Origin of the sequence: Streptomyces sp. NPDC048751 (assembly GCF_043198595.1) — a bacterium.
Taxonomy (GTDB): Bacteria; Actinomycetota; Actinomycetes; order Streptomycetales; family Streptomycetaceae; genus Streptomyces.
Genome location: NZ_JBICUX010000009.1, coordinates 367,859 through 389,851, shown reverse-complemented (window position 1 = coordinate 389,851; position 21,993 = coordinate 367,859). Strand labels below are relative to the sequence as shown.

At 69.3% G+C, this 21,993-nt stretch carries 19 protein-coding genes; 4 read left to right on the top strand and 15 right to left on the bottom strand.

Annotated elements, in window-relative coordinates:
• Nucleotides 1–172: 172 nt before the first annotated feature.
• From ACGFNV_RS29040 to ACGFNV_RS29005, 8 genes are read right to left on the bottom strand one after another with little or no spacing between them, the layout of a single operon-like run.
• Nucleotides 173–772: a biotin transporter BioY gene (locus tag ACGFNV_RS29040; protein ID WP_393626237.1), complete on the bottom strand. Its 600-nt coding sequence runs from the start codon at nucleotides 770–772 to the stop codon at nucleotides 173–175.
• The gene (locus ACGFNV_RS29035) at nucleotides 769–1,671 is read right to left on the bottom strand and encodes an HAD-IIA family hydrolase (protein ID WP_393626235.1); all 903 of its coding nucleotides are present in this window, start codon (nucleotides 1,669–1,671) and stop codon (nucleotides 769–771) included. The genes ACGFNV_RS29040 and ACGFNV_RS29035 overlap by 4 nt, the downstream gene beginning before the upstream one ends.
• Nucleotides 1,652–3,127 (bottom strand): biotin carboxyl carrier protein, encoded by a 1,476-nt coding sequence (locus ACGFNV_RS29030; protein WP_393626233.1) that lies wholly within the window; start codon nucleotides 3,125–3,127, stop codon nucleotides 1,652–1,654. The genes ACGFNV_RS29035 and ACGFNV_RS29030 overlap by 20 nt, the downstream gene beginning before the upstream one ends.
• Nucleotides 3,120–4,484 (bottom strand): acetyl/propionyl/methylcrotonyl-CoA carboxylase subunit alpha, encoded by a 1,365-nt coding sequence (locus ACGFNV_RS29025; RefSeq protein ID WP_393626231.1) that lies wholly within the window; start codon nucleotides 4,482–4,484, stop codon nucleotides 3,120–3,122. The genes ACGFNV_RS29030 and ACGFNV_RS29025 overlap by 8 nt, the downstream gene beginning before the upstream one ends.
• Nucleotides 4,481–4,975, bottom strand: a complete 495-nt coding sequence (locus tag ACGFNV_RS29020) for an acetyl-CoA carboxylase biotin carboxyl carrier protein (protein WP_393626229.1) — start codon at nucleotides 4,973–4,975, stop codon at nucleotides 4,481–4,483. Before ACGFNV_RS29020 ends, ACGFNV_RS29025 begins: the two co-directional genes overlap by 4 nt.
• Complete coding sequence (locus ACGFNV_RS29015) at nucleotides 4,972–6,066, bottom strand: PEP/pyruvate-binding domain-containing protein (RefSeq protein ID WP_393626227.1); 1,095 nt, start codon at nucleotides 6,064–6,066, stop codon at nucleotides 4,972–4,974. Before ACGFNV_RS29015 ends, ACGFNV_RS29020 begins: the two co-directional genes overlap by 4 nt.
• Nucleotides 6,067–6,082: 16 nt before the next feature.
• Entirely contained in the window at nucleotides 6,083–7,903 is a 1,821-nt protein-coding gene (locus tag ACGFNV_RS29010; RefSeq protein WP_393626225.1) for a PEP-utilizing enzyme, read from the bottom strand.
• A 60-nt stretch (nucleotides 7,904–7,963) separates the two neighbouring features.
• Entirely contained in the window at nucleotides 7,964–10,039 is a 2,076-nt protein-coding gene (locus tag ACGFNV_RS29005) for an acetoacetate--CoA ligase (RefSeq protein ID WP_393626223.1), read from the bottom strand.
• Nucleotides 10,040–10,159: 120 nt separating this feature from the next.
• Between ACGFNV_RS29005 and ACGFNV_RS29000 the strand changes: the two genes are divergently transcribed.
• Complete coding sequence (locus ACGFNV_RS29000; RefSeq protein ID WP_393626222.1) at nucleotides 10,160–10,972, top strand: IclR family transcriptional regulator C-terminal domain-containing protein; 813 nt, start codon at nucleotides 10,160–10,162, stop codon at nucleotides 10,970–10,972.
• A gap of 409 nt (nucleotides 10,973–11,381) precedes the next feature.
• Here the strand turns inward: ACGFNV_RS29000 and ACGFNV_RS28995 are convergent, their stop codons facing one another.
• Nucleotides 11,382–11,798 carry a hypothetical protein gene (locus ACGFNV_RS28995; protein WP_393626220.1) on the bottom strand — a complete coding sequence of 139 codons (417 nt, stop codon included), beginning with the start codon at nucleotides 11,796–11,798 and terminating at the stop codon, nucleotides 11,382–11,384.
• 392 nt (nucleotides 11,799–12,190) lie between these two features.
• Between ACGFNV_RS28995 and ACGFNV_RS28990 the strand changes: the two genes are divergently transcribed.
• The 3 genes from ACGFNV_RS28990 (at nucleotide 12,191) to ACGFNV_RS28980 (ending at nucleotide 13,676) form a co-directional block, all read left to right on the top strand.
• The gene (locus ACGFNV_RS28990; RefSeq protein ID WP_393626219.1) at nucleotides 12,191–12,607 is read left to right on the top strand and encodes a hypothetical protein; all 417 of its coding nucleotides are present in this window, start codon (nucleotides 12,191–12,193) and stop codon (nucleotides 12,605–12,607) included.
• A complete protein-coding gene (locus ACGFNV_RS28985) occupies nucleotides 12,495–13,235 on the top strand; it encodes a glycoside hydrolase family 5 protein (RefSeq protein WP_393626218.1) in 741 nt (246 codons plus the stop codon). The genes ACGFNV_RS28990 and ACGFNV_RS28985 overlap by 113 nt, the downstream gene beginning before the upstream one ends.
• Nucleotides 13,236–13,331: 96 nt before the next feature.
• Nucleotides 13,332–13,676, top strand: a complete 345-nt coding sequence (locus tag ACGFNV_RS28980) for a ricin-type beta-trefoil lectin domain protein (protein WP_393626217.1) — start codon at nucleotides 13,332–13,334, stop codon at nucleotides 13,674–13,676.
• A 111-nt stretch (nucleotides 13,677–13,787) separates the two neighbouring features.
• On the opposite strand, the gene ACGFNV_RS28975 is transcribed toward ACGFNV_RS28980, so the two are convergent.
• The 6 genes from ACGFNV_RS28975 to ACGFNV_RS28950 form a co-directional block, all read right to left on the bottom strand.
• Nucleotides 13,788–14,597, bottom strand: coding sequence for a hypothetical protein (locus tag ACGFNV_RS28975; RefSeq protein WP_393626215.1), 810 nt, complete (start codon nucleotides 14,595–14,597; stop codon nucleotides 13,788–13,790).
• Between the two features lie 105 nt (nucleotides 14,598–14,702).
• Entirely contained in the window at nucleotides 14,703–17,504 is a 2,802-nt protein-coding gene (locus ACGFNV_RS28970) for a LamG-like jellyroll fold domain-containing protein (protein ID WP_393626213.1), read from the bottom strand.
• 143 nt (nucleotides 17,505–17,647) lie between these two features.
• Entirely contained in the window at nucleotides 17,648–18,484 is an 837-nt protein-coding gene (locus tag ACGFNV_RS28965) for a carbohydrate ABC transporter permease (protein WP_393626212.1), read from the bottom strand.
• The gene (locus ACGFNV_RS28960; protein WP_393626210.1) at nucleotides 18,481–19,437 is read right to left on the bottom strand and encodes a carbohydrate ABC transporter permease; all 957 of its coding nucleotides are present in this window, start codon (nucleotides 19,435–19,437) and stop codon (nucleotides 18,481–18,483) included. Before ACGFNV_RS28960 ends, ACGFNV_RS28965 begins: the two co-directional genes overlap by 4 nt.
• Nucleotides 19,438–19,456: 19 nt before the next feature.
• On the bottom strand, nucleotides 19,457–20,749 hold the full coding sequence (locus ACGFNV_RS28955; RefSeq protein WP_393626209.1) for an ABC transporter substrate-binding protein: 1,293 nt from the start codon (nucleotides 20,747–20,749) through the stop codon (nucleotides 19,457–19,459).
• Between the two features lie 152 nt (nucleotides 20,750–20,901).
• On the bottom strand, nucleotides 20,902–21,840 hold the full coding sequence (locus tag ACGFNV_RS28950) for a glycosyl hydrolase (RefSeq protein WP_393626207.1): 939 nt from the start codon (nucleotides 21,838–21,840) through the stop codon (nucleotides 20,902–20,904).
• Nucleotides 21,841–21,993: the final 153 nt, after the last annotated feature.

Below are 21,993 nucleotides of genomic sequence, written 5' to 3'. Positions count from 1 at the left end.
AGGCCGGCGCGAGGGTGGGGCGGCCGACGACGGCAGGTTCGGGCGCCGTCGGGTCGTCCCATGGTGGAGACCGACGCGGGTCTCCGGGGCCAGGTCGCGGGGCGCGCCACTGAGGCCGACGTACCCGCCGGGGTCGGCATGGACCGCACCCGACACCACCCTCCCCAATTCGTCAGCGGCGCATGTACGCCACGCCTCGCCAGGCGAGCGGCAGGAGTCCTGCTGCCAGGGCGGTCTTGAGTGTGTCGGTGATGAGGAACGGGGTGATTCCCAGGGCGATGGCCTGCGGGGCGCCGAGGTGCATGTCCATGGCCAGCCACACTGTTCCGGCCAGGTAGATGACGGCGTTGCCCAGCGTCATCAGCCCCACGGTGCCCAGGATGCCGCGGTCGTGGCCGCGGCGGGCGAGTTCGCCGACGAGGGCGGCGACGAGGACGAAACCGATGACGTAGCCGAAGGCGGGGCCGCCAGGGCCGTGGGTGTGGTTGGCGAACCAGGGCACTCCGGCAGTACCGGCGGCGAGGTAGACCAGCATGGCGGCCGCCCCGCGAACGGTGCCCAGCGCGGTGCCGGCCAGCAGGACCGCGAGGGTCTGGAGGGTGAAGGGCACGGGGCTGAGCGGAGTGTGCAGGGAGACCTGGGCGCAGAGGCCGGTGATGCCCGCGCCACCGATGACGAGAAGGGTGTCCCGCAGGAGAGCGGATCCGGGGACGAGGTCGGCGAGCACTCCAGGGCGGGGGTTCGCCTGCAGGGCGGCGGTCGTGGTGGTCATGCCGGTAGAGATCCGTTCTCGGAGGGGTGGGGCCGGGAGAGGGCCGTCGGCAGAAGGTCGAGGAGTGCACCCACACTCTCGACGGTGAGATGCGGGCGCTGTTCGAGGGGCAGCGTCGCGGAGTGGTCCGCCGGGTGGATGCCGGTGGCCACCGCGATGCCGAGGGCGTCGGCGCGCCGGGCCATCGCCATCTCCAGTTCCGGGTCGTCTCCGACGACGGCGAGGTGCCGCGGGTCGACGCCCAGTCGGCGCGCGGCGCAGCGCAGGCCGGTCAGCGAGGGCTTGCCCACGACCTGTTCGGTGACGCCCGTGACACTGCTGATCATGGCGCAGATGGCCCGGGAGGTGCCCAGGGCCCTGCCGTCGGCGCTGGCGAAGAACACCGACTGCGAGCTGCTGCAGAGGGTGGCGCCGCCGAGTACGGCGTGGCAGGCGGCCTCCAGGTCGGCCATGGTGAACTCGGGGTACCAGCCGACCAGTACGGCGTCGGCCTCCGGTTTCCCCTTCGGCGCGACGATCTCGATGCCGGCCTCCCGCAGCGGCTCCTTCAGGCCGTCGCCGCCGAGCACCAGCGCACTGCGGTGGCCCATGGCCAGGAAGTGGTCGACGGCGCTGGTGGCGGGGGTGAGCATGGCGTCGTCGGGCAGGTCGAAGCCGATGCGGCGCAGCGTCGCGGCGTAGGCCTCGGGCGTGCGGGTGGTCCCGTTGGTGAAGGTGACCCAGGGCAGGCCGCAGGCGGTGAGGGCGGCAGTGAGTTCCAGGGCACCGGGGAGGGGGGCGAGCCCGTGGTTGCGTCGGTCGCCCAGGACGAGCGTGCCGTCCATGTCGAAGACGACACCGCGGACGGCCCGCAGACGGTCGGTCAAGTCGGCGGTCGAGTCAGCGGTTTCGGCGGTCACGGTGCAGCTCCAGTCGGAAGTCGGGCCGGTCCAGGACCAGTTCGGGTGTCCCCGGCCGTGTCCGCAGACCGTGCAGCAGGTCGAGGACCGGTTTGACGTCGGGGTTGTAGTGCCGCCGGGCCGGTCCGGCCGCCACCATGGCGTCCACCTGTTCGGCGGGCATGGTGGCCCGCAGGAGCAGTTCCTCGTCGCTGATGCCGCGAGGGAAGCGCCGGCGCAGTTCGGCGACGGTGGGCGGGGGCGCTTCCTGGGCCAGTTCCCTGGCGCGCGGCCGGCTCAGGATGCGGTCTGCGACCTGCGGGTCGACGGGGGCGGTGGGGCGGCCGAAGCTGCCCAGCACGTACCGGATCACCGGGTCGGAGACGTTCTCGTAGCGTTCGGAGCCGATGACGTTGTAGAGGGCCTGGGTGCACACCATCTGCGGGAAGGGGGTGACCATGATGGGATGGCCGAGTTCGGCACGGACCCGGGTCACCTCCTCGATGACCGCGTCGAAGCGGTCGCTGAAGCCCAGTTCGTCGAGCTGGCGGCGCAGGGTGGTCATCACGCCGCCGGCCACCTGGTGGCGCATGAACGCGGCGTCGTAGTCCCGGGGGCCGCCGACGGGCAGCCCTTCTGCCGCCGCCATGCGGTCGAAGTAGTCCGCGACCATGCCCAGCAGCCGGTCGTCGACGTCCACGGTGTGGCCGAGTTCGCGCAGATTCGCAACGATCTGCCTTGCGTTGGGCAGCGACGTGCCGCCCGCCAGGGCCCCGCAGGCCACCTGGAGCGTCTCAACACCCAGCTCGGCGGCCTTGAGGTAGGTCAGGCCGGGCAGGCCGATCGTGCAGTGGGAGTGCAACTCCAGCGGTTTTCCGCCGAGGTTGCCCAGAACGGCCGGGATCAGAGTGGCGGTACGTTCAGAAGTCAGTAGCCCACCGGGGTCCTTGATGTAGACGCGGTCGAGGTCCGGACAGACGGCCATCTGCGCGGCGAGCGCGCCGTAGTGCACGTCGTCGTGGACGTCACTGACGGTGAAGGTGAGCGCGCCGACGATCTCGGTGGCGCCGGCCGCACGGATCATACGTGCGGACGCGCGTACGGCGTCCATGTCGTGCATGGGGTCGAGAACGACGTACCGCGTGACGCCGTTGGCCACCAGCCGGTCGTAGACCAGCTGCATGAATTCGGGGTGCGCGGCCTCCCAGGAGATGAAGCGCAGTCCGGTGCCGATGAACTGCAACGGGGTGTTCGGCATGGCGCGGTGCGTCAGCCGGATGCGTTCCCAGGGGTCCTCGCGGTGGGTGCGCACCGCCATGCCCATGTGGGTGCTGGAGGTGTAGTCGAGGGCGCGGAAGCCGACCCGGTCCAGTACCGGCGCGATCTGCAGGATCTTGCCCGTGTCGAGTCCGGTGGCGCTCCACAGGCTCTGGTTGCCGTCGCGCAGCGACACGTCGACGAGCTGGATGTCAGCCACGGCTGCCTCCTGCCGGGTGGTCCCGCAGGAACCGGGTGAACCAGGCGGTGTCCACGCCACCATCGATGAACTCGGCCTCCGCCAGCACCTCTTGGTGCAGCGGGATGTTGGTGCTGACTCCGCTGACCGCGCACCGAGCGAGGGCACCGCGCAGCCGGGTCAGCGCGTCGGCGCGATCCCGGCCGTGGACGATCAGTTTCGCGAGCAGCGAGTCGTAGTACGGCGGCACGCTTGCGCCCGCCTGGAGGTGCGTGTCGATCCGGATGCCGTCTCCGAGCGGCCAGACCGCCTCCGTCACGGTGCCCGGGCTCGGCTGGAAGTCGCGTGCCCAGTCCTCGGCGTTGATACGGCACTCGACGGCGTGGCCGGTGAAGGACACGTCAGCCTGTCCGAAGGAGAGCGATCGTCCTTCGGCGACGGCGAGTTGCTCGGCCACGAGGTCCAGGCCGGTGATCGCCTCGGTGACCGGGTGCTCGACCTGGATGCGGGCGTTCATCTCCAGGAAGTAGAAGGTGCCCCGGTCCACGTCGACGAGGAACTCGACCGTGCCCAGGCCCCGGTACTCCAGATGCTTGCCGAGTGCCACCGCGGCGCGGTGCATCTCCTCACGCAGCGCCGGGTCGAGGGCGGGCGCGGGTGCCTCCTCGATCAGCTTCTGGTAGCGGCGCTGCACGGAGCAGTCGCGGGTGCCGAGGTGGACGACGTTCTCGCCGTCCGCGAGAAGCTGCACTTCCACATGCCGTCCGGTGGCGACGAAGCGTTCGAGATAGACGCGGGGATCACCGAAGGCGGCGCCCGCCTCGGCCACGGCGAGATCGACGGTGGCGGCCAGGTCCGCGGGATCGTGCACCTGTTTCATGCCCCGGCCGCCACCGCCGCCCACCGCCTTGATCAGCAGCGGGAAGCCGATCTCCGCGGCGAGCCGCTCCGCGTCCGCCGTGTCCTCCAGCGGCCCGCCGGGCACCACCGGCAGCCCGGCCGCGACGGCGTGCCTGCGGGCCTCCAACTTGTCGCCCACCGCGGCGAGTTGTTCCATGGTGGGGCCGATGAACACGATGCCGGCCTCGGCGCAGGCCCGGGCCAGGCGCTGGTTCTCGGAGAGGAAGCCGTATCCCGGGTGGATGGCGTCGACACGGGCGGCCTTCGCGGCGGCGAGTACGGCGTCCACGTCCAGGTAGCTGGCCGAGGACGGGGGAGGGCCGAGGCGGACCACCCGGTCGGCGAGCCTTGCCGGTACGGAGTCGAGGTCGGCGTCGGACGCCGCGAGGACCGCCTCGACGCCGAGCCGTTGACAGGTCCGCAGGATGCGCAGGGCGATCTCACCGCGGTTGGCGATCAGAACACGTCGGAGGGTCACGACGCCGCCCCTCCGGCTCGTGTGTCGACGAGCATCAGCACGCCGCTCTGCTCGGCGAACTCGCCGTCCCGCAGGCAGATGTCCGCCACCGTGCCGGATGCCCCGGCGTAGACGGAGTTCATCAGCTTCATCGTTTCGACGATCCCGACCACCGTGGTCTCGGTGACCTCGTCCCCGATCTCGACGAACGGAGGCGCTCCGGGCTTCGGTGCCCGGTAGAACGCTCCGGGGAGAGGGGTGCGTACCTCGGTCAGGCCCTCGCGGGCGGGCGCCTGCTGCTGCTCGGGAGCAGCGCCGCCCCGCTCCGCACGCGCTCGGCCGTCATCGACCAGTACCGCTTCGGCTGTCGTACGCGAGGACTGCGTCCACGCGCCGTCGTCGCCGCGGCGCAACGACAGCTCGAACCGGCCGGTGCGCAGATGGAGGCGGTCGACCTCCATGCCGTCGATGATCCGCAGGATGTCCCGGACGTCTTCGCCGGTCAGGTTCACTTCGTGCCCCCGCCGGAGCCCGTCCCGCCGAGCAGCGACAGCACATGGTCGAACGCCCTGGCCTTGGGTGCGGCCACGGGAGCCCGCTCACGGCTCGCCCAGACCGTCTCGGGGCGGCTCTGCAGCAGGAAGATGTTGTGGCCCGGGACAAGGTTGCGGGAGATCGCCCACTCGATGTCCTGCGGGGTCCCGTAGTGGGACTCGACCTGCCGGCCGAGCCGTACGAGTTCGTGGATCTCCTCGTCGGACAGACAGGGTTCCTCGCGGAGGTATTCCGGCACGTCCTCCTCCAGCACCCCGACGCCGCTGGGGTCCATCCGGTGCTGTCGCAGCTTCGCCGAGACGGTGCGGGAGCAGATGTCCCCAGTGACCTTGCCGATGACGTACTTGTCGGGTGTCACATCGCCGCTGACCAGCGCGGACCCCAGGCCCCAGGAGCCTTCCAGGGCGACGACCGAGCGGTCCCCGGTGAGCGGGCTGCGGGTGAACATGACACCGGCGCAGCGCGGGTCGATCATGCGCTGGACGACGACGGCCATGGCGAGGTCGTGTTCCGGCAGGCCGAGCCGTCGCCGGTAGCTGACCGACTCGACGCTGTAGAGGCTGGCCCAGCAGCGGCGGACGTGCTCGACAAGGGAGTCCTCGCCGCGCACCCACAGATAGGTGTCCTGCAATCCGGCGAAGCTGGCGTCCTCCGCGTCCTCGCTGGTGGCGCTGGAGCGTACAGCGACGGGTGCGCGCTGGCCCGGGGTGTCGGACTCGCTGTCCAGACCCCGGTACAGGTGGCGGATCGCCTCCGCCACCTCCGCGGGCAACTGGGCCGCCTCGATGCGTTCCCTGACCGGTGTGACCGCGCGGGTGATCGCCTCGGTGTCCTGGGCGTCCAGCCCCTCGATGGCGGTACGGATCTCACCGCCTGGGTCGAGAGCGGCGAGGAAGGCCTCGAAGGCCGCGGTGGTCACGACATAGCCGGGCGGTACGGGCGCGCCGGCGAAGGTGAGTTCGCCGAGGCCGGCGCCCTTGCCACCGACCGTGGGCCGGTCCGTCAGCCGGAGTTCCCCGAACGGGCGGGCGAAGGGTGTCGTACTCATGGTGTGCCTCCCGCGCTCAGTCGAGGATGGTGACGATGCCGCGGTCGCCGTCCACGCGCAGCCGCTGGCCGGTGGTGATCCGTTTGGTGGCGTGGCCGGTGCCGACGACGGCGGGCAGTCCGTACTCGCGGGCCACGATCGCCGCGTGCGACATGGTGCCGCCGATGTCCGAGACAGCTGCCGCGATCTTGCCGAAGACCGGGCCCCAGCTGGGCGCGGTCACCGGACAGACCAGCACCTCGCCCTCCTGTACCTGCCCGATGTCGTTGGCGCTCAGTAGCACCCGGGCGGTGCCCTCGACCACGCCCGGGGAGGCAGCGAAGCCCCGCACCTCGTGGTCGCCGGCCGTGACCGGAGTGGACCAGGCCTGGATGGTCTCGGCGGTGATGCCCCACAGCATGCGGACCGCCGGGTCGTTGAGTGCCTCGGGGACCGGCCCCAGCGCGGGCGGCGGGGACCAGCCCGCGAGCGCGTCGAGCATCCGCTTGCGCTCCGCGACCGTCTCGCGCACATGGGCCGAGCCCACCGGCTTGCTGCCCGCCGCCCATGCGAGCATCACATCGGTCAGCGCCTGTGCGACCTCGGTGTGGTTCAACTGGAAGACGTCCTCGGCGTCGGCCAGGACACCCTGGTCGCGCAGCAGTGCGCCGAACTCGCGGACCTTGGCGAAGAACTTCGTGGTGAAGTAGTGCTCGCAGTAGAAGTTGTGGTCCTCGACGAAGGGGAACACCGCGCGGGCCAGGCCCAGCATCTGGTCGAAGGCGGCCTGCTCCTCCTCGCCGGCCAGCAGGGAGCGGTACTCCTGGGCGATGCGCTCGCGCTCAGCCGTGAGCTGTTCGGTCGGGCGGTCCAGCAGCTCGCCTCTCCTGGCCTGGTCGACATAGCCGGGCAGCGCCGCGAACGGCACCGTGAGGTCGTCGTTCCAGCTGCGGTGGTGGTGGTAGAAACCGGCGCCGGTCGACATGTTGAACCACGGCTCGCGCGCGTCGTCCAGGGCCGTCAGCCACCTGCGGCCGCCGTCGCCGCGGACGGCGAGCGCAGCCAGCACTTTGTCGGGGTCGCAGCCCTCCACGAACAGGTCGTCGACGCCGTACTCGACCGCCAGTTTCGCCAGTTTCTTCAGCTCGTCGTCCGGGCGGTAGAGGATGACGTCGATCCCCGCGACCATGCGGGCCACGTCCTGGTCGGGGATCTCCGGGAACGACGACTTGCAGAACTCGAAGAACACGACGTAGGCGCCGTAGCCGAGCATCAGGAACTCCGAGTGGTGGTGCCACATCTGGGAGTAGAGGTCGATCAGCCGGTGGTAGTTCTCGCGGACGTAGTGGTTCTGGGCCACGCCCTTGGCCTGGAACACCACGTCCGGGTCCTCGAACTCCGGCAGCCGGGGCACCTCGATGCGTTGGACCTCGTCGATCAGGGCGGTGATGCGGGTGACCCAGCCCTGGTAGAGCTCGTCCCAGTTCTCGTAGTAGTGGCCGGCCCGCTCGCTGAAGACCGCCAGTCTGCGCTGGATCTCCTCGGGATCGGTGACCGGGTTGGCGGTGATGTACACGCGGCCGTTGACGATGCGGTGCTCGATGCCGAGCGTGGTGGGGAAGACGAACATGCGCGCCGTGTTGGCGCCGAGCGCGGTGTAGGGAGCCTCGGCCGTGACGGCGTCGAACGCGGGCATGGGCTCGGGGAAGTGCATCGCGTTGTAGAACCAGAACCGCTGGTCGTCCTCTGGCTGGAACCGGGTGTAGTACGGGTACATCGACGCCCAGTCTTCGGCGCCCGCCACATCGGTCAGTTCTGAGGGCAGTGGGAAGCGGGGGGCGGGTCTGGCATCGTTCACGGTGCTCTCCAGGGTGTGCGGCTCAGGCTGTAGGGAGCGGGGATCCAAGGTTGGTGCGGCTCAGGCGGCCGCGGCGGCGAGGGGGTAGTCGCGCTGGGTCCGGGCGTAATCGGCGAGGGCGTCGAGCGCGCGCGGGTCGGCCACCGCGCTGCGGTCGGCCGCCTGCTCGACGGGGGTGCCGAGCAGGATCCGGCGCGCCGGCACCTCCAGTTTCTTGCCGGTCAGGGTGGTCGGGACGGCCGGGACCTGGATGATCCGGTCCGGCACGTGACGGGGGCTGTACTCCCTGCGGAGCCGGTCCCGGATCGTCCGCTCGAGGACGGCGTCGAGGCTGACGCCGTCGTCCAGCGCCACGAACAGCGGCATGAAGAAATTCTCGTCCGGCAGGTCGAGGCTGACCACCAGGGCTCCGGTGACCTGGTCCAGGGCCTCGACGACCCGGTAGATCTCCGCGGTGCCGATGCGCACGCCCTGCCGGTTGAGCGTGGCGTCGGAGCGGCCCAGTACGAAGCAGCCGCCGCGGGCGTTGACCTTGAAGAAGTCGCCGTGCCGCCACACGCCGGGGAAGTCCTCGAAGTACGTGCGGCGGTACCGTTCGTCCCCGTCCGGGCCCCAGAACGTCACCGGCATGGACGGCATCGGCTCCGTGATCACCAACTCACCGACCGCGTCGAGGACCCGGTGGCCGTTCTCGTCGTAGGCGTACGCGGCGACCCCCAGTGACCGCGCCTGCATCTCGCCGGCGTACACGGGAAGGGTGGGCACCCCGCCGACGAAGCCGGTGCAGCAGTCGGTGCCGCCGCTGCCGGTGGCGATCCACAGGTCCGCCTTCACGTTGCCGTAGAACCAGGCGGTGCACTGGGGCGACACCGGGGAGCCTGCCGGCATGACAGTGCGCAGGGCGGACAGGTCGTAGCGTTCGCCGGGCACGATGCCGGCCTTGGCCATGAGATCGACATAGGCCGGGCTGGCGCCGAAGAAGGTGGCGCGGGTGTCCTGCGCGATCCGCCACAGCACATCCGGCTCCGGGTGGGCGGGGTTGCCGTCGTAGAGCACCGGGCAGGCACCGACCAGCAGCGAGCTGATCAGGAAGTTCCACATCATCCAGCCGGTGGTGGTGAAGAACATCGGCCGGTCGCCGACGCGCAGGTCCATGTGGAAGGTCTGCAGCTTCAGCTGCTCCAGCAGGATGCCGCCGTGGCCGTGCACGATCGCCTTGGGCAGTCCCGTGGTGCCCGAGGAGAACAGCACCCACAGGGGGTGGTCGAAGGGGACATACTCGAAGGTGAAGCCCTCGGCGGGTACCGGCGGGTGATCGAGGATCTCGTCCCACAGCGACTCGCCGTGCGAGGCCGCCGGGACGTTCCCGTCGGCCGGACACGGAAGGCGGATGACGTGCTCCAGCCCGGGCAGGGCCCCCGCGATGTCACGCCCTTCCTGCCGACGGTCGAAGAACCTTCCCCCGTAGCGGTAGCCGTCGACGCAGAACAGGACCTTGGGCCCCAGCTGGCCGAAGCGGTCCACGACACCTCGCCAACCGAAATCGGGGGAGGCGCTCGCCCACACGGCGCCGATGGCCGTCGTCGCGAGCATCGCGATCGCGGCCTGCGGCACGTTCGGCAGATACCCGCACACCCGGTCGCCGGGGCGCACGCCGAGCGCCCGCAAGCGTGTCGCCAGCACGCGCACCTGGCCCGCGAAGTCCTCCCACGGCATCCCGGCCGGAGCGGCGCCCTCCGAGCAGAACACCAGGGCGTCCGCACCCGGCCGCTCATGGCGCAGGACATGCTCGGCGTAGTTCAGCCGCGCCCCGGGAAACCACTCCGCGCCGGGCATGTCCTGCTCGCCGAGCACGGTGGAGTACGGGGTCTCGGAGCGGACGTCGAAGTAGTCCCACAGCGCACCCCAGAAGCCCTCCAGGTCGGTGACCGACCAGCGCCACAGTGCGTCGTACCCGTGGAAACGCAGCCCACGCTCCCGAGACAGCCAGTCCGCGAACCGCGTCACATTGGCCTCGGCCACCCGCCGCGCGTCAGGCGTCCACAGCAGCTCGCCTTCGGCCACCACGGCGGACCCACCGGTGTCGCCGGGCGTTGGAGCAGTGGCAGGGGAGTCCCCTGCTGCCTCGACGGCCATGTCGCCTCCTCGCGTCAGTGAGGGAACGGTCCCCGACGAGCCGTGACGCGAGCAACAGTTGCCTGCCAGCTTTTCACGTGGTGAAATCCACTTCACATCTGCGCAGGTGAGGATGGCCCCATGCGGCAGTACCAGGTGAAAACGATCAGTTCTCTGGAGCGCGGCCTGCGGGTGCTGAGGGCTCTGGAGGAAATGCGCGCGGCAAGCCTGCACGACCTGCACCAGGTGACCGGCATCCCCAAAGCCACCCTGATCCGCATCCTCCACACCTGCAACCAGCAGGGCCTGGTCTGGCAGCGGCTCGCCGACGGGGCCTTCGTCGCGAGCCTCAGACCGCAACGGGTCCCGCACAACGACGCCGAGTGGCTCGGCGAGCTGGCCTCCTCGGTCCTGGAAGAGCTGTGTGAGCGGGTCATGTGGCCCTCCGTGCTGACCGTTCCCCGGCTGGACTACATGGAGACGATCGACACCAACAGCCCCAGGGCGTACTTCGACGAGGTGGTCCCCGTCGCCCCGATCGGCTTTCGTTCGCACATGCTGCTCGGCGCCTCGGGCAGGGCCTACATCGCCTTCTGCGCCGAGCAGGAACGGGAAGCTGTCCTGCGCCGACTTCGCGAACACGACGCTCCCGGCAACGAGTACGCCCATGACCCCAGGTGGCTCCAGCGTCTGCTGTCGACCACGAGGTCCCGCGGCTACAGCGTGCGCGCACCGGAGTACGACTTCGACGGCCGCAACTCGATCGCCGTGCCGATCCGGCTGCACGGGGAAGTCCTGGGATGCGTCAACGTCACCTGGCGCAAGGCAGTCATGTCCACGCAGGAAGTGGTGCGCCGTCACCTGGATGAACTGCAGGCGGCGGCACACAGGATCGAAAAGCGGGTCTCGGCAACAGTCCCGCAACGACTCGGGAGCGGCGGAGCGGGTGCCTGAGGGGGCTGCGCCAACATCTGGGGCGGAGATTCGGCGCGGTGGAAGGGAATCCGCTGCCCTCCCGTTCGAGGCTGGCCCGTCTCCGGGCAGCGAGGACGGACGCTGCGGCAGCTGAAATCGTCCATCCGGGACGCGTTCTGGACGCAGGTTGGACACATGGATCGGAAAAGACTGACAAGGGCCGAGCAGGGTTGAGGTGCCAAGCTGCGTCTGACCTGGGAAAACAGCCAAGATGAGCATGGATCGACTAGGGTCGCCAAGATTTTCAAAGGACTCATAATCCGTCGGCCGTGGGTTCGAGTCCCACCCGCCCCACCTGAGCAGGTCTCTGACCTGCGGAAACGTCTCAGCGGGCTACAGCCCGCCCACGACGCCACGGCGAGCCCGAAGGGGACGATCACCGCGTGCGTCAGGGCCTGGGTGGCTGCGGGCGTCCGGTCGTGCTCCTCGGCCGAAGTCGTACAGGCCTCCCGCCGACGCGCTCGACGAGCCGCAGCAGGGCGGCCACGCCGGGCCCGTCCCTTGTCACCACGGCGACCACGGGCCGACCGGCCATGCCGGCGGCCGGAGCGAACAGCGGATTGAGACCGACATGCTCGACACCGGGGGCATGGGTCGCGAGTTCTGCGACCATGCCGGCCCTGCCGGAGGGCGTGTCGGCGAGCAGGACGAGGTCTGCGTGGCCGACAGCGGCTGCCGGCTCGGGCCCCGGGGCGGTGACGTCGGCCGCCAGGCAGGGGCCCCGCTCCTGCTGAGGAGGTGCGATGTCGACGACGAACGTCCGGCTGCCCGCCTCCCGCAGCCGACCGGTGAAAATGCCGCCCACCGCCCCTCTCCCGCCGACGAGGCGCGCAGCCCGGCGCGGGGGCCAGGCGTCCATCGGGGCATTGGACGCTACTGAATCCAGTTGGTACAAGGGCGTCGCTCTCCGTCTGGTCGTCGTGCCACGGCCTGCCGAACAGCCGCCCCGTCCCCACTGGCCGATGCACCGCTCCGGGTCCGGTCAAAGGGGCTGCGCCGCACTTCGGAACCGTCTCAGGTCTTGTCACCCGTGCGGGCGCCGTGCCAATGTCCGGCCATGGTTACGTAAACATGGCCGGTTCAGACGGGTCCAACTGGCTTTACCCGGACCCTCAGGTTCTTCAGGTTCATCAGTGCCTCGGCTCAGGTGACGAACCCGCACTCCGCCCTCCGCGATTTCCTGTCACTGGAGACGACATGACCAAGACCCCGACGAGGTCCAGAAGGCTGGCCACTGTGCTCATGGCCGGCCTCGGTGCGACACTCGTGTTCCTGAGCGCCCCCGCTCCCGCCCTCGCCCAGTCGGCCGCCGACACGTCAGCCGCCTCGCACGCCTCGGTGAAGCCCACGTCGAAGGGCGGTACCAGTGACTTCCGCGGAGTGAACTGGGCCGACCCGCGCGACAACTACGCCAGTGACGCCGTGGTGCCGAGCGGGCTGTCGGTGACCGACAACTACCGCACCGTGTACCGCACCACGGACAAGATGGTGCGCGGCTTCAATGAAGAACCTGGGCGCCAACACGCTGCGACTGCCGATCAACCCGGCGAGCGTGGGCACCGCCTGGTGGAAGTCGTACCGGGCGACGATCGACGCGGCCACGGCCTACGGTGACAAGGTCATCGTCAGCTACTGGGAGGCCGACTCCAGCAAGGACGGCCTGGTGGACGACACCGCCGCCTGGAAAACGATGTGGAACACCGTGGTGCGGGAGTACAAGCACAACCCACGGGTCTACTTCGAGCCCATGAACGAGCCGCACGGCTACACCCTGGACCAGTGGGTGTCCGTCACCAGCGGCTGGCTGGCCCAGCACAAGGACGTCCCGCGCGGCCGTGTCGTGATCAGCGGTACCGGCTACAACGACAACGTCACCGGCGTCGGCGCGGCACGCGAACTGCGGGGAACGCTGCTGTCGCTGCACTTCTACGGGTTCTGGAACAGCTACACCCAGCAGTCGGACTGGACCGCCGACCTCGAAGCCCGTCTCGGCAAGTACGCCGGCCGGACCATCATCGACGAGGCCGGCGCCCCGATGACCATCGGCCTGAACTACGGCGCGTGGAACGGCAACATCTACACCTCGTACCTCGCGGCCGTGGCCAACACCGCCCGTAGCAAGGGGATGGGACTGGTGTACTGGCCGGGGCTGCGCTTCGGCGACGCCTACTCGATCGAGTCGCTGGACTCCAAGGGCGACCTGGTGGACAACAGCGCCACCGGAGTCGCCCTGCTGCGCTGAGGTTACGGCTTCGGCAAGACCCCGCCGGTCAACGACCTGCCGCCCGCGCCTCCCGGCGAGGTCCTGCGCGGAGTGGGCTCGGGCCGCTGCGTCGACGTGCCCGGCTTCAGCACGGCCAACGGCACCCAGCTCGACCTCTGGGACTGCAACGCCGGCGGCAACCAGTCCTGGAACTGGGACACGGACAAGCAACTCACCGTCTACGGCAACAAGTGCATGACCGTGGGAGGCACCGGAGCCACGGCGGGGGACCCCGTGGTCATCACCGACTGCACCGGCGCGGCGGCACAGCAGTGGAACGTGAACGCGGACCTCTCCGTGTCCAGTGTCGCGAACCCGGCGCTCTGCCTGGACGCGGCCGGAGCGGGCACCGGCAACGGCACGTCGGTCGACGTCTGGTACTGCAACGGCGGCAGCAACCAGCAGTGGACCAGGAGCTGACGCCGGCACCTGGCCGCCCCGGCCACCGGCTCTGAGCACCAGCGCCGTCGCGCTTCGCCCTACGGCGAGGCCGGCGGCGCTCCGGTGCTCACGGGACCTCCAGTGGGTACTTCAGGTGACCCGGACGGCGTCGAACACCTCGTGGCGCACGCGGACTCGAGCCGATCCCGCGAGGCGTTCGATCAACGCCCGGTAGCGGTCCAGGACGTACGCCTGGCGGACCTCTTCGTGTGCCGTGGCGAACGACTGGTGCGGGAAGTCGCCACGGTGGGCGGTGAAGTAGGACCTGAGCGCGCTGTTCGACGTGGTGATGGCCCGCGTGTCGGTGAGCCTGTCCCGGAGGGCGGCGGCGAGGTTGCTCAGGACATAGGTGAAGTAGTTCGACTCGGTGTACTGAACCGGGCCGTAGATGACCTGGCGGGTGGCGACGGCCGTTCGGCGACGGGCGTTCTCCGCCTGCCAGTTGCGCAGGAAGGCGTCGTACCCGGAATCCGCCACGAGACCCTGGCGGTGGGCGAGATTCAGCTCGACGGTGGCACGGGTGACGTCGGCGAGGGCCCGCTTACGGAGGTAGGCGGCGGGTGTCTGGCCGTCGTGCTCGGTGGTCCAGAAGTCGGGGCCGTCGTCGGTGCCGAACTTCTGCCGGAAGTAGGTGAAGGTCGCCGCTCTTTCCTGAGCGAGGTAGAGGGCGAGTTCCCGTACCGGGACGTCCTGGCCGTCGATCGTCGCCGCCACGGCCGTGACCGGTGGAGCCGGTGCGGCGGCCGGTGGCCGGCTGTGCTGCATGCCGGGCAGCAGGGCCGCCACGGTGATGGCGGCCGCGGCCACCAGCGCGGTGACGGCTATCGCCCAGAGCGGCACGCTGCCGCGCGCGCGGTTCTTCGCCGGTGTCCGGGGCCGGTGCCGCGTCGATGTGCTCATCGCCGACTCCTCTCTCGTGGGGCCGTCCGAGGGGGAGACGGGCGCCCGACCCGGAACACCTGCCCAAATGCCCCGGGTGGGCACCCGTCCTGTCTCGCCGCCAGCTCAGCCGGTGGCGAGGGTCTGGATCTCAGCGGCGCTGAGGGTCCGGTTGTAGAAGTGGACGTCGTCGATCTGGCCGTTGGTGAAGTCCACCGGTCCCTGGTTATAGGTACCGGCGCCGATGAGGGTCGCTCCGATCGCCTTCCAGGGGGAGGTGAACGACGTGCTGCCCTGGAGGGTGCCGTTGACGTACAGCGAGATCGTCTGGGCGCTGCTGTCGTATATGCCGAGGACGTGGTACCAGGTGCCCGTCGTCGCCGCGGAGGCGGCCGTCACTGTCGTGGCCGCGGACGCGTTCGCGTCGGAGGCCCGGGTGACGAAGGTGAACTTGCCTCCTGACAGTTGCAGGTAGAAGGGGCTGACCTTGCCGCCGACGAGGCTGGCGAAGGTCTGGTTGTTGCCGCTGACGGAGTTGAGCTTCACCCAGGCACCGACCGTGTAGCTCTGGCTCGTGTCGATCACCGAGGAGGGAACGACCGCCATGGTCACGGCACTGCCGTCGAGGCTGAGCGAGTCGTTGCCGATCTTGCCGCTGCCCGCCCAGCCGGCGTTGCCCTCGGTGTAGCCGTCGTCGGTGTTGCCGAGCAGGTTGGTGACGGTGTGGCCGCTGCCCTCGTCGAGCTGGTAGTAGCCGGCGGCGCCGGTTCCGAGGGCGTACGCCTCGCGGGCGGTGATCGCACGGGGGATCATCCGTACGTCGTCGATGGCGCCGTTGGCGAAGTCGACGTTCGCACCGTTCCACTTCGCCCGGCCGATCGTGGTGTGGCCGGTGGCCTTCCACGGTGAGGAGAACGCCGTGGTGCCCTGGAGCTGGCCGTTGACGTACAACGCGATGGTGTGCGCGCTGTTGTCGTACACACCGGTCAGGTGGTACCAGGTGCCGGTGGCGGGGCTGCCGCCGGTGACCTGCTTGTACGTGGCGCTGGTCGAGTCGGCGCTGCGGACGGTGAAGGCGAAGGTGCCGCCCGACAGCTGGAGGTAGAAGGGGCTGATGTTCGAGCCGTCGATGCTCGCGTAGGTCTGGTTGCCGGTGAGGCTGTTCGGCTTCACCCAGGCGGAGACCGTGTAGCTGCCGCTGGTGTCGAGGGCGGTGGTGGGGATGTCAAGCCAGGAGTTGCTCGCGCCGGTCAGGCTGACGGCGCCCGCACCAACCTTGCCGGTCGTCCAGGAGGCCCCTGCCTGCAGAGTGCCGTTGTTGGCTCCGCCGGTCAGGTCGGCGGTGGCGGTGCCGGAGCCCTCATCGAGCGGCCAGTACGCGCCCGCGTGGGCGGTGGGTCCGGAGACGGCCGGGCCGTTGTAGGCGCCGATGTTGGGCGCGGCGGTGGAGGAGACGGAGTTGCCGAAGTAGTCCTGGCCGCCGTTGGCGGAGACGACTGCGCCGGCGCCGAGGGCGGGCGAGCCGCTGCGCAGTTTGTAGACCGCCGCGGAGGACCGGCCCGCTCCGCCGGCGCCCGGGTTCACGAACAGCGGGTCGGCGGTGATCTTCGCCGAGTCGGCTGGTTCGCTGGCGGGGTGGTTGCCGTAGAACAGGTTGTGGGTCCACGTTGTCCTGGTGGTGGAGTAGCCCCCGGTTCCCAGCTTGTAGATGATGTTGTTCGAGAAGGTGACCGTGCTGTTCGGGGTGCCGCCGGTCACGCCGCCGTTGTCACCCTCGCCCATGAAGATCGTGTTGTTGTACACCTGGGCGTTGGTGTTGCTGTCGACGCCGCCCATGCCGGGGAAGACCGCGTTGGACGCGCCGTCGTTCTGGCTGATGTTGTAGCGGATCACCGAGGACTTGGCGCCGAAGCCGCTGCGGCAGCACCACTCCGTGAAGCCGAACGGGTTGTCGTGGCTCCAGTTGTACTGGATGACGGTGCCGGTGTTGTTGTTGTCGATGTCAAAGGCCTGGCCGTCGACGAAGTTGCGGTACTGGCGGGAGACCTCGTTGTTCTGGAACACCGCGTTGGTGGTCCACCCGTTCCACAGGCCGGCGCCGGAGTAGCGGTAGCCGTTGTCCGTGGCCACGTTGTTCTGGATGAGCGGTGAGGCGCAGAAGACGCAGACGATGTCGTTGCCGCCCATGTCGGTGAGCGTGTTGCCGTCGATGACGACGTTGGTGGTGTTGATGTTGTGGTTCAGGCCCACGAGCGAGCCGATGTAGATGCCGCCGGCGTCGTCGCGTGTCAGCGTGTTGTTGCTGATCTGGACGTCGTCCCAGCCGCTGGTGGTGTTGTTGTCGGTGACGTCGAAGGCGATGCCGGAGGACTGGCTCGGCTGGACGGGGTTCTGGACGTTCGCCCAGTAGCCCTTCACGTCGTGGATGTTGTTGTTCAGGATGTGGATTCCGGCGAGGATGCCGGTGGTGTCGTTCTCCAGCTGGATGCCGCTGCGCAGGGCGGCGCTGGCGGCCGGGTTGGTGATCTCCAGGTTCTGGATGGTCCAGTACTGCTGGTCCTTGAGGTAGATGGTGGCCGCGGCGCCCCCTCCGTTGAGGATGGGAGCGGCACCGGATCCGTAACTGCCGATCACGATCGGGTTCCCGGAGGCGCCGGATCCCTGGGGCTGGAGTTCACCGGTCCAGGAACCGCCGGCCTGGAACAGGATCTGGTTGCCGGCCGTGAACGTCGTCGCGTTGACGTTCGTGAGCGTCTGCCAGGGGGTGCTGGTGCTGCATCCGTCGTTGCTGTCGCTGCCGGACGACGACGAGACGTAGTAAGTGGTGCAGGTCGCCGCGTGGGCGGCCGTGCTGGGGAGGATCACCAGTCCCAGCGTGGCTGCCGCGCTGCCCAGGGCCGCCAGGAGGCGGCGTGGCCATCTTCGCATTGCGTTCCTCTTCGAACGGAGCGGATGTGTGAGGTGGAGCAGGCCGGTGCGCACGGCGTGCCGAGTGACGCGGGGAGAGGGGACGCCGAACGCACCGGTCGATCTGGGGGAGGGGGCTGCGGTCAGCTGGGCGAGGGCGGGGTTCAGCCCTTGACGGCACCGCTGAGCAGGCCGGACATGATGTGCCGCTGGACCGCGACGAAGAAGACCACCATGGGGACCAGGGCCATGACGCTGAGGGTCAGGAAGGCCGGCCAGTCGACCTGGAACTGCCCGACGGAGGTGTAGACCTCCAGCACGATCGTGCTCTTGCCCGGGTCGCTGAGGTACACGTTGGGGGTGAAGAAGTCGTTCCAGATCCACATCGTCTGGAACACCGCGACGGTGGCCAGGATGGGCCGGATCAGCGGCAGCACGATCCGCCAGAAGATCTGCCACGGACCGCAGCCGTCCAGCCGGGCCGCCTCGATGACCTCGAAAGGCAGCGTGGCCATGTAGCCCTGGATGACGAACCAGCAGAAGATCGATCCGGCGCTGTAGACCAGCACGAGACCGTTCAGGCTGTTGACCAGGCCCAGTTTGACGAAGATCTGGTAGACGGGGATGAGGGTGGACTGGGTGGGCACGACGAACGCGAGCAGCAGGAGCTTGCCGAAGCGCCGGTTGAACCTGGTGGGGCGGATCGTCAGGGCGTAGGCTGCCATGGCGCCGATCAGCACCATGAGGGCGACCGAGAACACCGTGACGTAGAGCGTGTTGGCGAACGCCGCCGCGACAGGGACCTGGTCGAGGACCCGCCGGTAGGTGGAGAGGTCCGGTGAGGTCGGCAGGGCCAGCGGTGAACCGGTGGTCTGCGCCTGCGACTTGAGCGTGTTGACGAGGACGTAGTAGAAGGGCAGCGCCATCACCGCGGAGAGGGGCAGCATGTAGGCGCTGGTGAGCCAGCCCCGCGTACGCATCCGGGACAGGAGTGTCGTCACCGCAACCTCTTTTCCAGTCTGCGGGTCACGGAGAGCTGCAGGGACAGCACCGCGGCGACGGCGAGCAGGAAGACGACGCCCAGTGCCGCGCCGAGCCCGTAGTCGCCCTCGGAGATGCCGCGTTGGACGAGTACCTGAGTGATGGTGTACGTGGCGTAGCCGGGTCCTCCGTTGGTGAGGGTGAACGGCAGGTCGTACACCCGCAGGCCGTTGATGAGCAGCAGGAACTGGCTGACCGTCATGGCCGGGGCGAGCAGCGGCAGGGTGATGCGGAAGAACTGCTGCCGCGGCGTGGCCCCGTCGATGGTGGCGGCCTCGTAGTAGTCCCGGGGTATGGACTGCAGGTAGGCGAGGTACAGGACGGCGTGCCAGCCGGTCTGGGCCCAGACCCCGACCACGATCACCGACACCTTGGCCAGGGTGTTGTCCGACAGCCACGGCACCGGGCCGACTCCGAAGAGGCCGCCCAGCACGGAGTTGATCACTCCCGAGGACAGCGGCGAGAGGACGAACGTCCACACCAGGCCGAGGATCGCCATGCTGGGCACGGCGGGGAAGAAGAACGCCGCACGGACCAGGCTACGGCCGGGGAAGCGGCGGTTGAGGATCACCGCGAGCGGGATGGCCAGGACGGTCACGACCAGGGTGGTCGCCACCGCGTACAGCAGGGTGAAGCCCAGGCCGGTCAGCACGGACGGATCGGTGAAGATCTGCCGGTAGTTCCGCAGGCCGACCAGGTGACGGGTCGGTGAGGAGCCGCTGTAGTCGGTGAAGCTGTAGTACACCGACTCGGCGAGCGGCACCAGGAACAGCACCACCAGCACCAGGGCGATCGGAACCAGGAAGGCCTGCGTGGTCAGCTGTTCGCGGAGCCGGCGGCGGGTGGGGCGCGCACCGCCGGGCGGGGTGCCGGCACGGGCCCGGGTAGGGAGGGCGGGTGTCTGTATGGCCATGAGGGCTGTCGCTTCCCGCTTACTTCGCGTCGAGCTGCTTGAGCTTCTTGTCCAGCGCGAGGGGGATGTCCTTGGGCTTGACCGACCCCTGGACCATCTGCTGCATCTGGGTATTGAACTCCTGGATGAGCTCGTTGGAGTGGCGCGGCCAGGCCACGACAGGGAGGTAGATCTTGCCGGAGCGGGCGCCGAGGGCCTGGTTGGTGATGCTTTCGGCGAAGCTCGGCGTGTAGTTGCTGGTGGTGGTGATGGCCCCGCTGGACTTGCCGTACGCCTTCACCGCGTCGGGGCTGGCCAGGAACTCGAGGAACTTCAGGGCGGCCGCGGGGTTCTTGGCCCTGGGGTTGATCGCGTAGCCCGGGCTGGCGGCACCCGTCCAGTAAGGGTTGTCCGGGGTGATGCCGGGGATGGCCTCGGTCTGGAAGGACAGGTTCGGGGCGCTCTTCTGGACTGTGGGCACGTTCCAGGTGCCGGCGCCGAACATGGCCACCCGTCCGTTGGCGAACTCGCTGACCACCTGGTCGCTGGTCAGACCCAGCACCGCCTTGGGCGTCAGCTTCTCGGTGTACAGCTTGCAGTAGGCGACCAGCGGTTCGGTCCAGGTGTCGGCGAAGGTGGTCTTGCCCGCGAAGATGTCGGCGTCCGGGAATGCACCCTGGCTGGCGAAGTACCCGCCGAGCAGGCCCCACAGCGCCATGAAGTTGCCGTCGTGCGCGGCGTCGTAGTAGGGGGTGATCCCCTTGTCCTTGAGCTTTGCGCACAGCTTCAGGAACCCGTCCCAGCTGTCCGGCAGCTTGTCCGCGCCGACCTTGGTGAGCAGTTCCTTGTTGTACATGATCCCGCCGGCCCAGGAGGAGATCGACAGCCCGTACACCTTGCCGTCGACCGTCATGAAGTCCTTGTTGGCGGAGTTCATCGGGTCCAGGAACTTCTGGCCGGTCAGGTCCTTCACGAAGCCGCCGCCGACCAGCTGCTTGTCCTCGGCGGTGAGGATGAAGACATCGGCGCCGGTGTGCGCCTGCAGACGGGTCTGCAGAGTGGAGACGTACTGCGGCACCGGAGGGGCGTAGGAGAAGGAGACGGAGGTGCCGGTCTGCTTGGTGAACAGGTCCAGCACCGGCTTCATGATCGTCTGCGTGTCCCAGGAGAAGAAGGACACCGAGCCCTTGCCGCCGCCCGCGGCGGCGGTGCTGGTGGAGCAGGCGGAGGTGCCCAGCGCGGTACCGCCGAGGACGGCGGCCAGGAGGCTGCCCTGGACGAAGCGGCGTCTGCTGAGCTGGGCCGAACCGACTTCGCTGTGGTGGACGGACATGGTGGTTCCTCTCGGGGAGCGCGTGGAGCGGGGTGACGGAGTGGTGTGCTCGGGTGTGGCGGTACGGGTGTCAGGGCGAGGTGGGGGTGCCCAGGGACGGGGGCTGGAGGTGTCAGGGCCGGGCGGGGTGCCGGGGACGAAGGCTGGATCTGTCAGGGCCGGGGCAGGGCGTGGAACGGGACGGTGTCGCGGTCGAGCAGCAGCCGGTCGCCGTCGGCGGTGAGCCGGGCCAGCTGCACCACGGAGCGGCGCTGTGCCGGGCCGTCGCTGTCCGGGGATTCCGGGTCCCGGGCGGGGTGGGTGAAGTAGAAGACCCAGGCCGTGTCGGTCTCGGCGACGACATCGGCGTGGTGTCCCACGCCCTGGTCGTCCGTACGGGTGCCGGATCCCTCGAGGACGCGGCCGGCCGGGGTCCAGTCCTCCAGGTCAGTGGAGCGGAACACGTCCTGGCCGTCCCAGCAGTCCACGATCATCCAGTAACGGCCGTCCAACGCGAAGACGTTGGGCCCCTCGTGCGGCCGGTGCTCCAGCACCGGGCCCCGGACCCGCCAGTCGTACAGGTCGGCCGAGTCGGCGGCCCAAGTGTGCGAGCCGTGGGCCTCGTCCTTGTACCACATGCGCCAGCCCGAGCCGTCGGGCAGCGGGTGGACGCAGGCGTCGATGACCTGGCGTGAGCTGAGCGCCACCGGTCCGGCGTGGACCCAGTGCCACAGGTCGCCGCTGGTGTAGTGCAGGATGCGCCGGTCGTGGCCCTCCCAGCGGTCCGGCACGCCTCGGATGTAGCTGACGTACATGTGGAACACCCCGTCGGGCGCCCGCACGATCTCCGGAGCCCAGAAGGTGTTGGTGCCGGGTTCGAACGGGAGGCTGTCCAGCACACCGCGGTAGAGCCAGTCGCGGCCGTCCGTACTGGTCGCGACACCGATCGCGGTGCCGTGCACCCAGGCGACGCCGGACGCGGCCGTGTCCGGGCGGCGCTGTGTGTAGAACATCCACCACTGCCGGCCGTCGTACTGCACGACGGGATCGGTCGGGCCCGCGTGGACGGGGTCCTCGTACAGGGGCGCCGGGGCGGGGGAAAGGGAGGCCATGACGACCTTCTTCTGCCGGCGACAGCCGGCTTCGTCGGGAGGGCGGTCGTAACGAACCGGATGAACCGGGTGTTACGACCGAGTGAAGCGGGATCAGGATGTCCGCCAGGTACATCGTCGTCAACCCTCTCCCGTTGGTCTTTTTCCAGAACG

Coding starts and splice junctions, on each gene's coding strand:
- ACGFNV_RS29005 (WP_393626223.1), bottom strand. CDS start 10,039: ATGGCCGTCGAGGCAGCAGGGGACTCCCCTGCCACTGCTCCAACGCCC.
- ACGFNV_RS28985 (WP_393626218.1), top strand. CDS start 12,495: ATGAAGAACCTGGGCGCCAACACGCTGCGACTGCCGATCAACCCGGCG.
- ACGFNV_RS28990 (WP_393626219.1), top strand. CDS start 12,191: ATGACCAAGACCCCGACGAGGTCCAGAAGGCTGGCCACTGTGCTCATG.
- ACGFNV_RS29000 (WP_393626222.1), top strand. CDS start 10,160: ATGCGGCAGTACCAGGTGAAAACGATCAGTTCTCTGGAGCGCGGCCTG.
- ACGFNV_RS28960 (WP_393626210.1), bottom strand. CDS start 19,437: ATGGCCATACAGACACCCGCCCTCCCTACCCGGGCCCGTGCCGGCACC.
- ACGFNV_RS28950 (WP_393626207.1), bottom strand. CDS start 21,840: ATGGCCTCCCTTTCCCCCGCCCCGGCGCCCCTGTACGAGGACCCCGTC.
- ACGFNV_RS29015 (WP_393626227.1), bottom strand. CDS start 6,066: ATGAGTACGACACCCTTCGCCCGCCCGTTCGGGGAACTCCGGCTGACG.
- ACGFNV_RS28955 (WP_393626209.1), bottom strand. CDS start 20,749: ATGTCCGTCCACCACAGCGAAGTCGGTTCGGCCCAGCTCAGCAGACGC.
- ACGFNV_RS29040 (WP_393626237.1), bottom strand. CDS start 772: ATGACCACCACGACCGCCGCCCTGCAGGCGAACCCCCGCCCTGGAGTG.
- ACGFNV_RS28975 (WP_393626215.1), bottom strand. CDS start 14,597: ATGAGCACATCGACGCGGCACCGGCCCCGGACACCGGCGAAGAACCGC.
- ACGFNV_RS28970 (WP_393626213.1), bottom strand. CDS start 17,504: ATGCGAAGATGGCCACGCCGCCTCCTGGCGGCCCTGGGCAGCGCGGCA.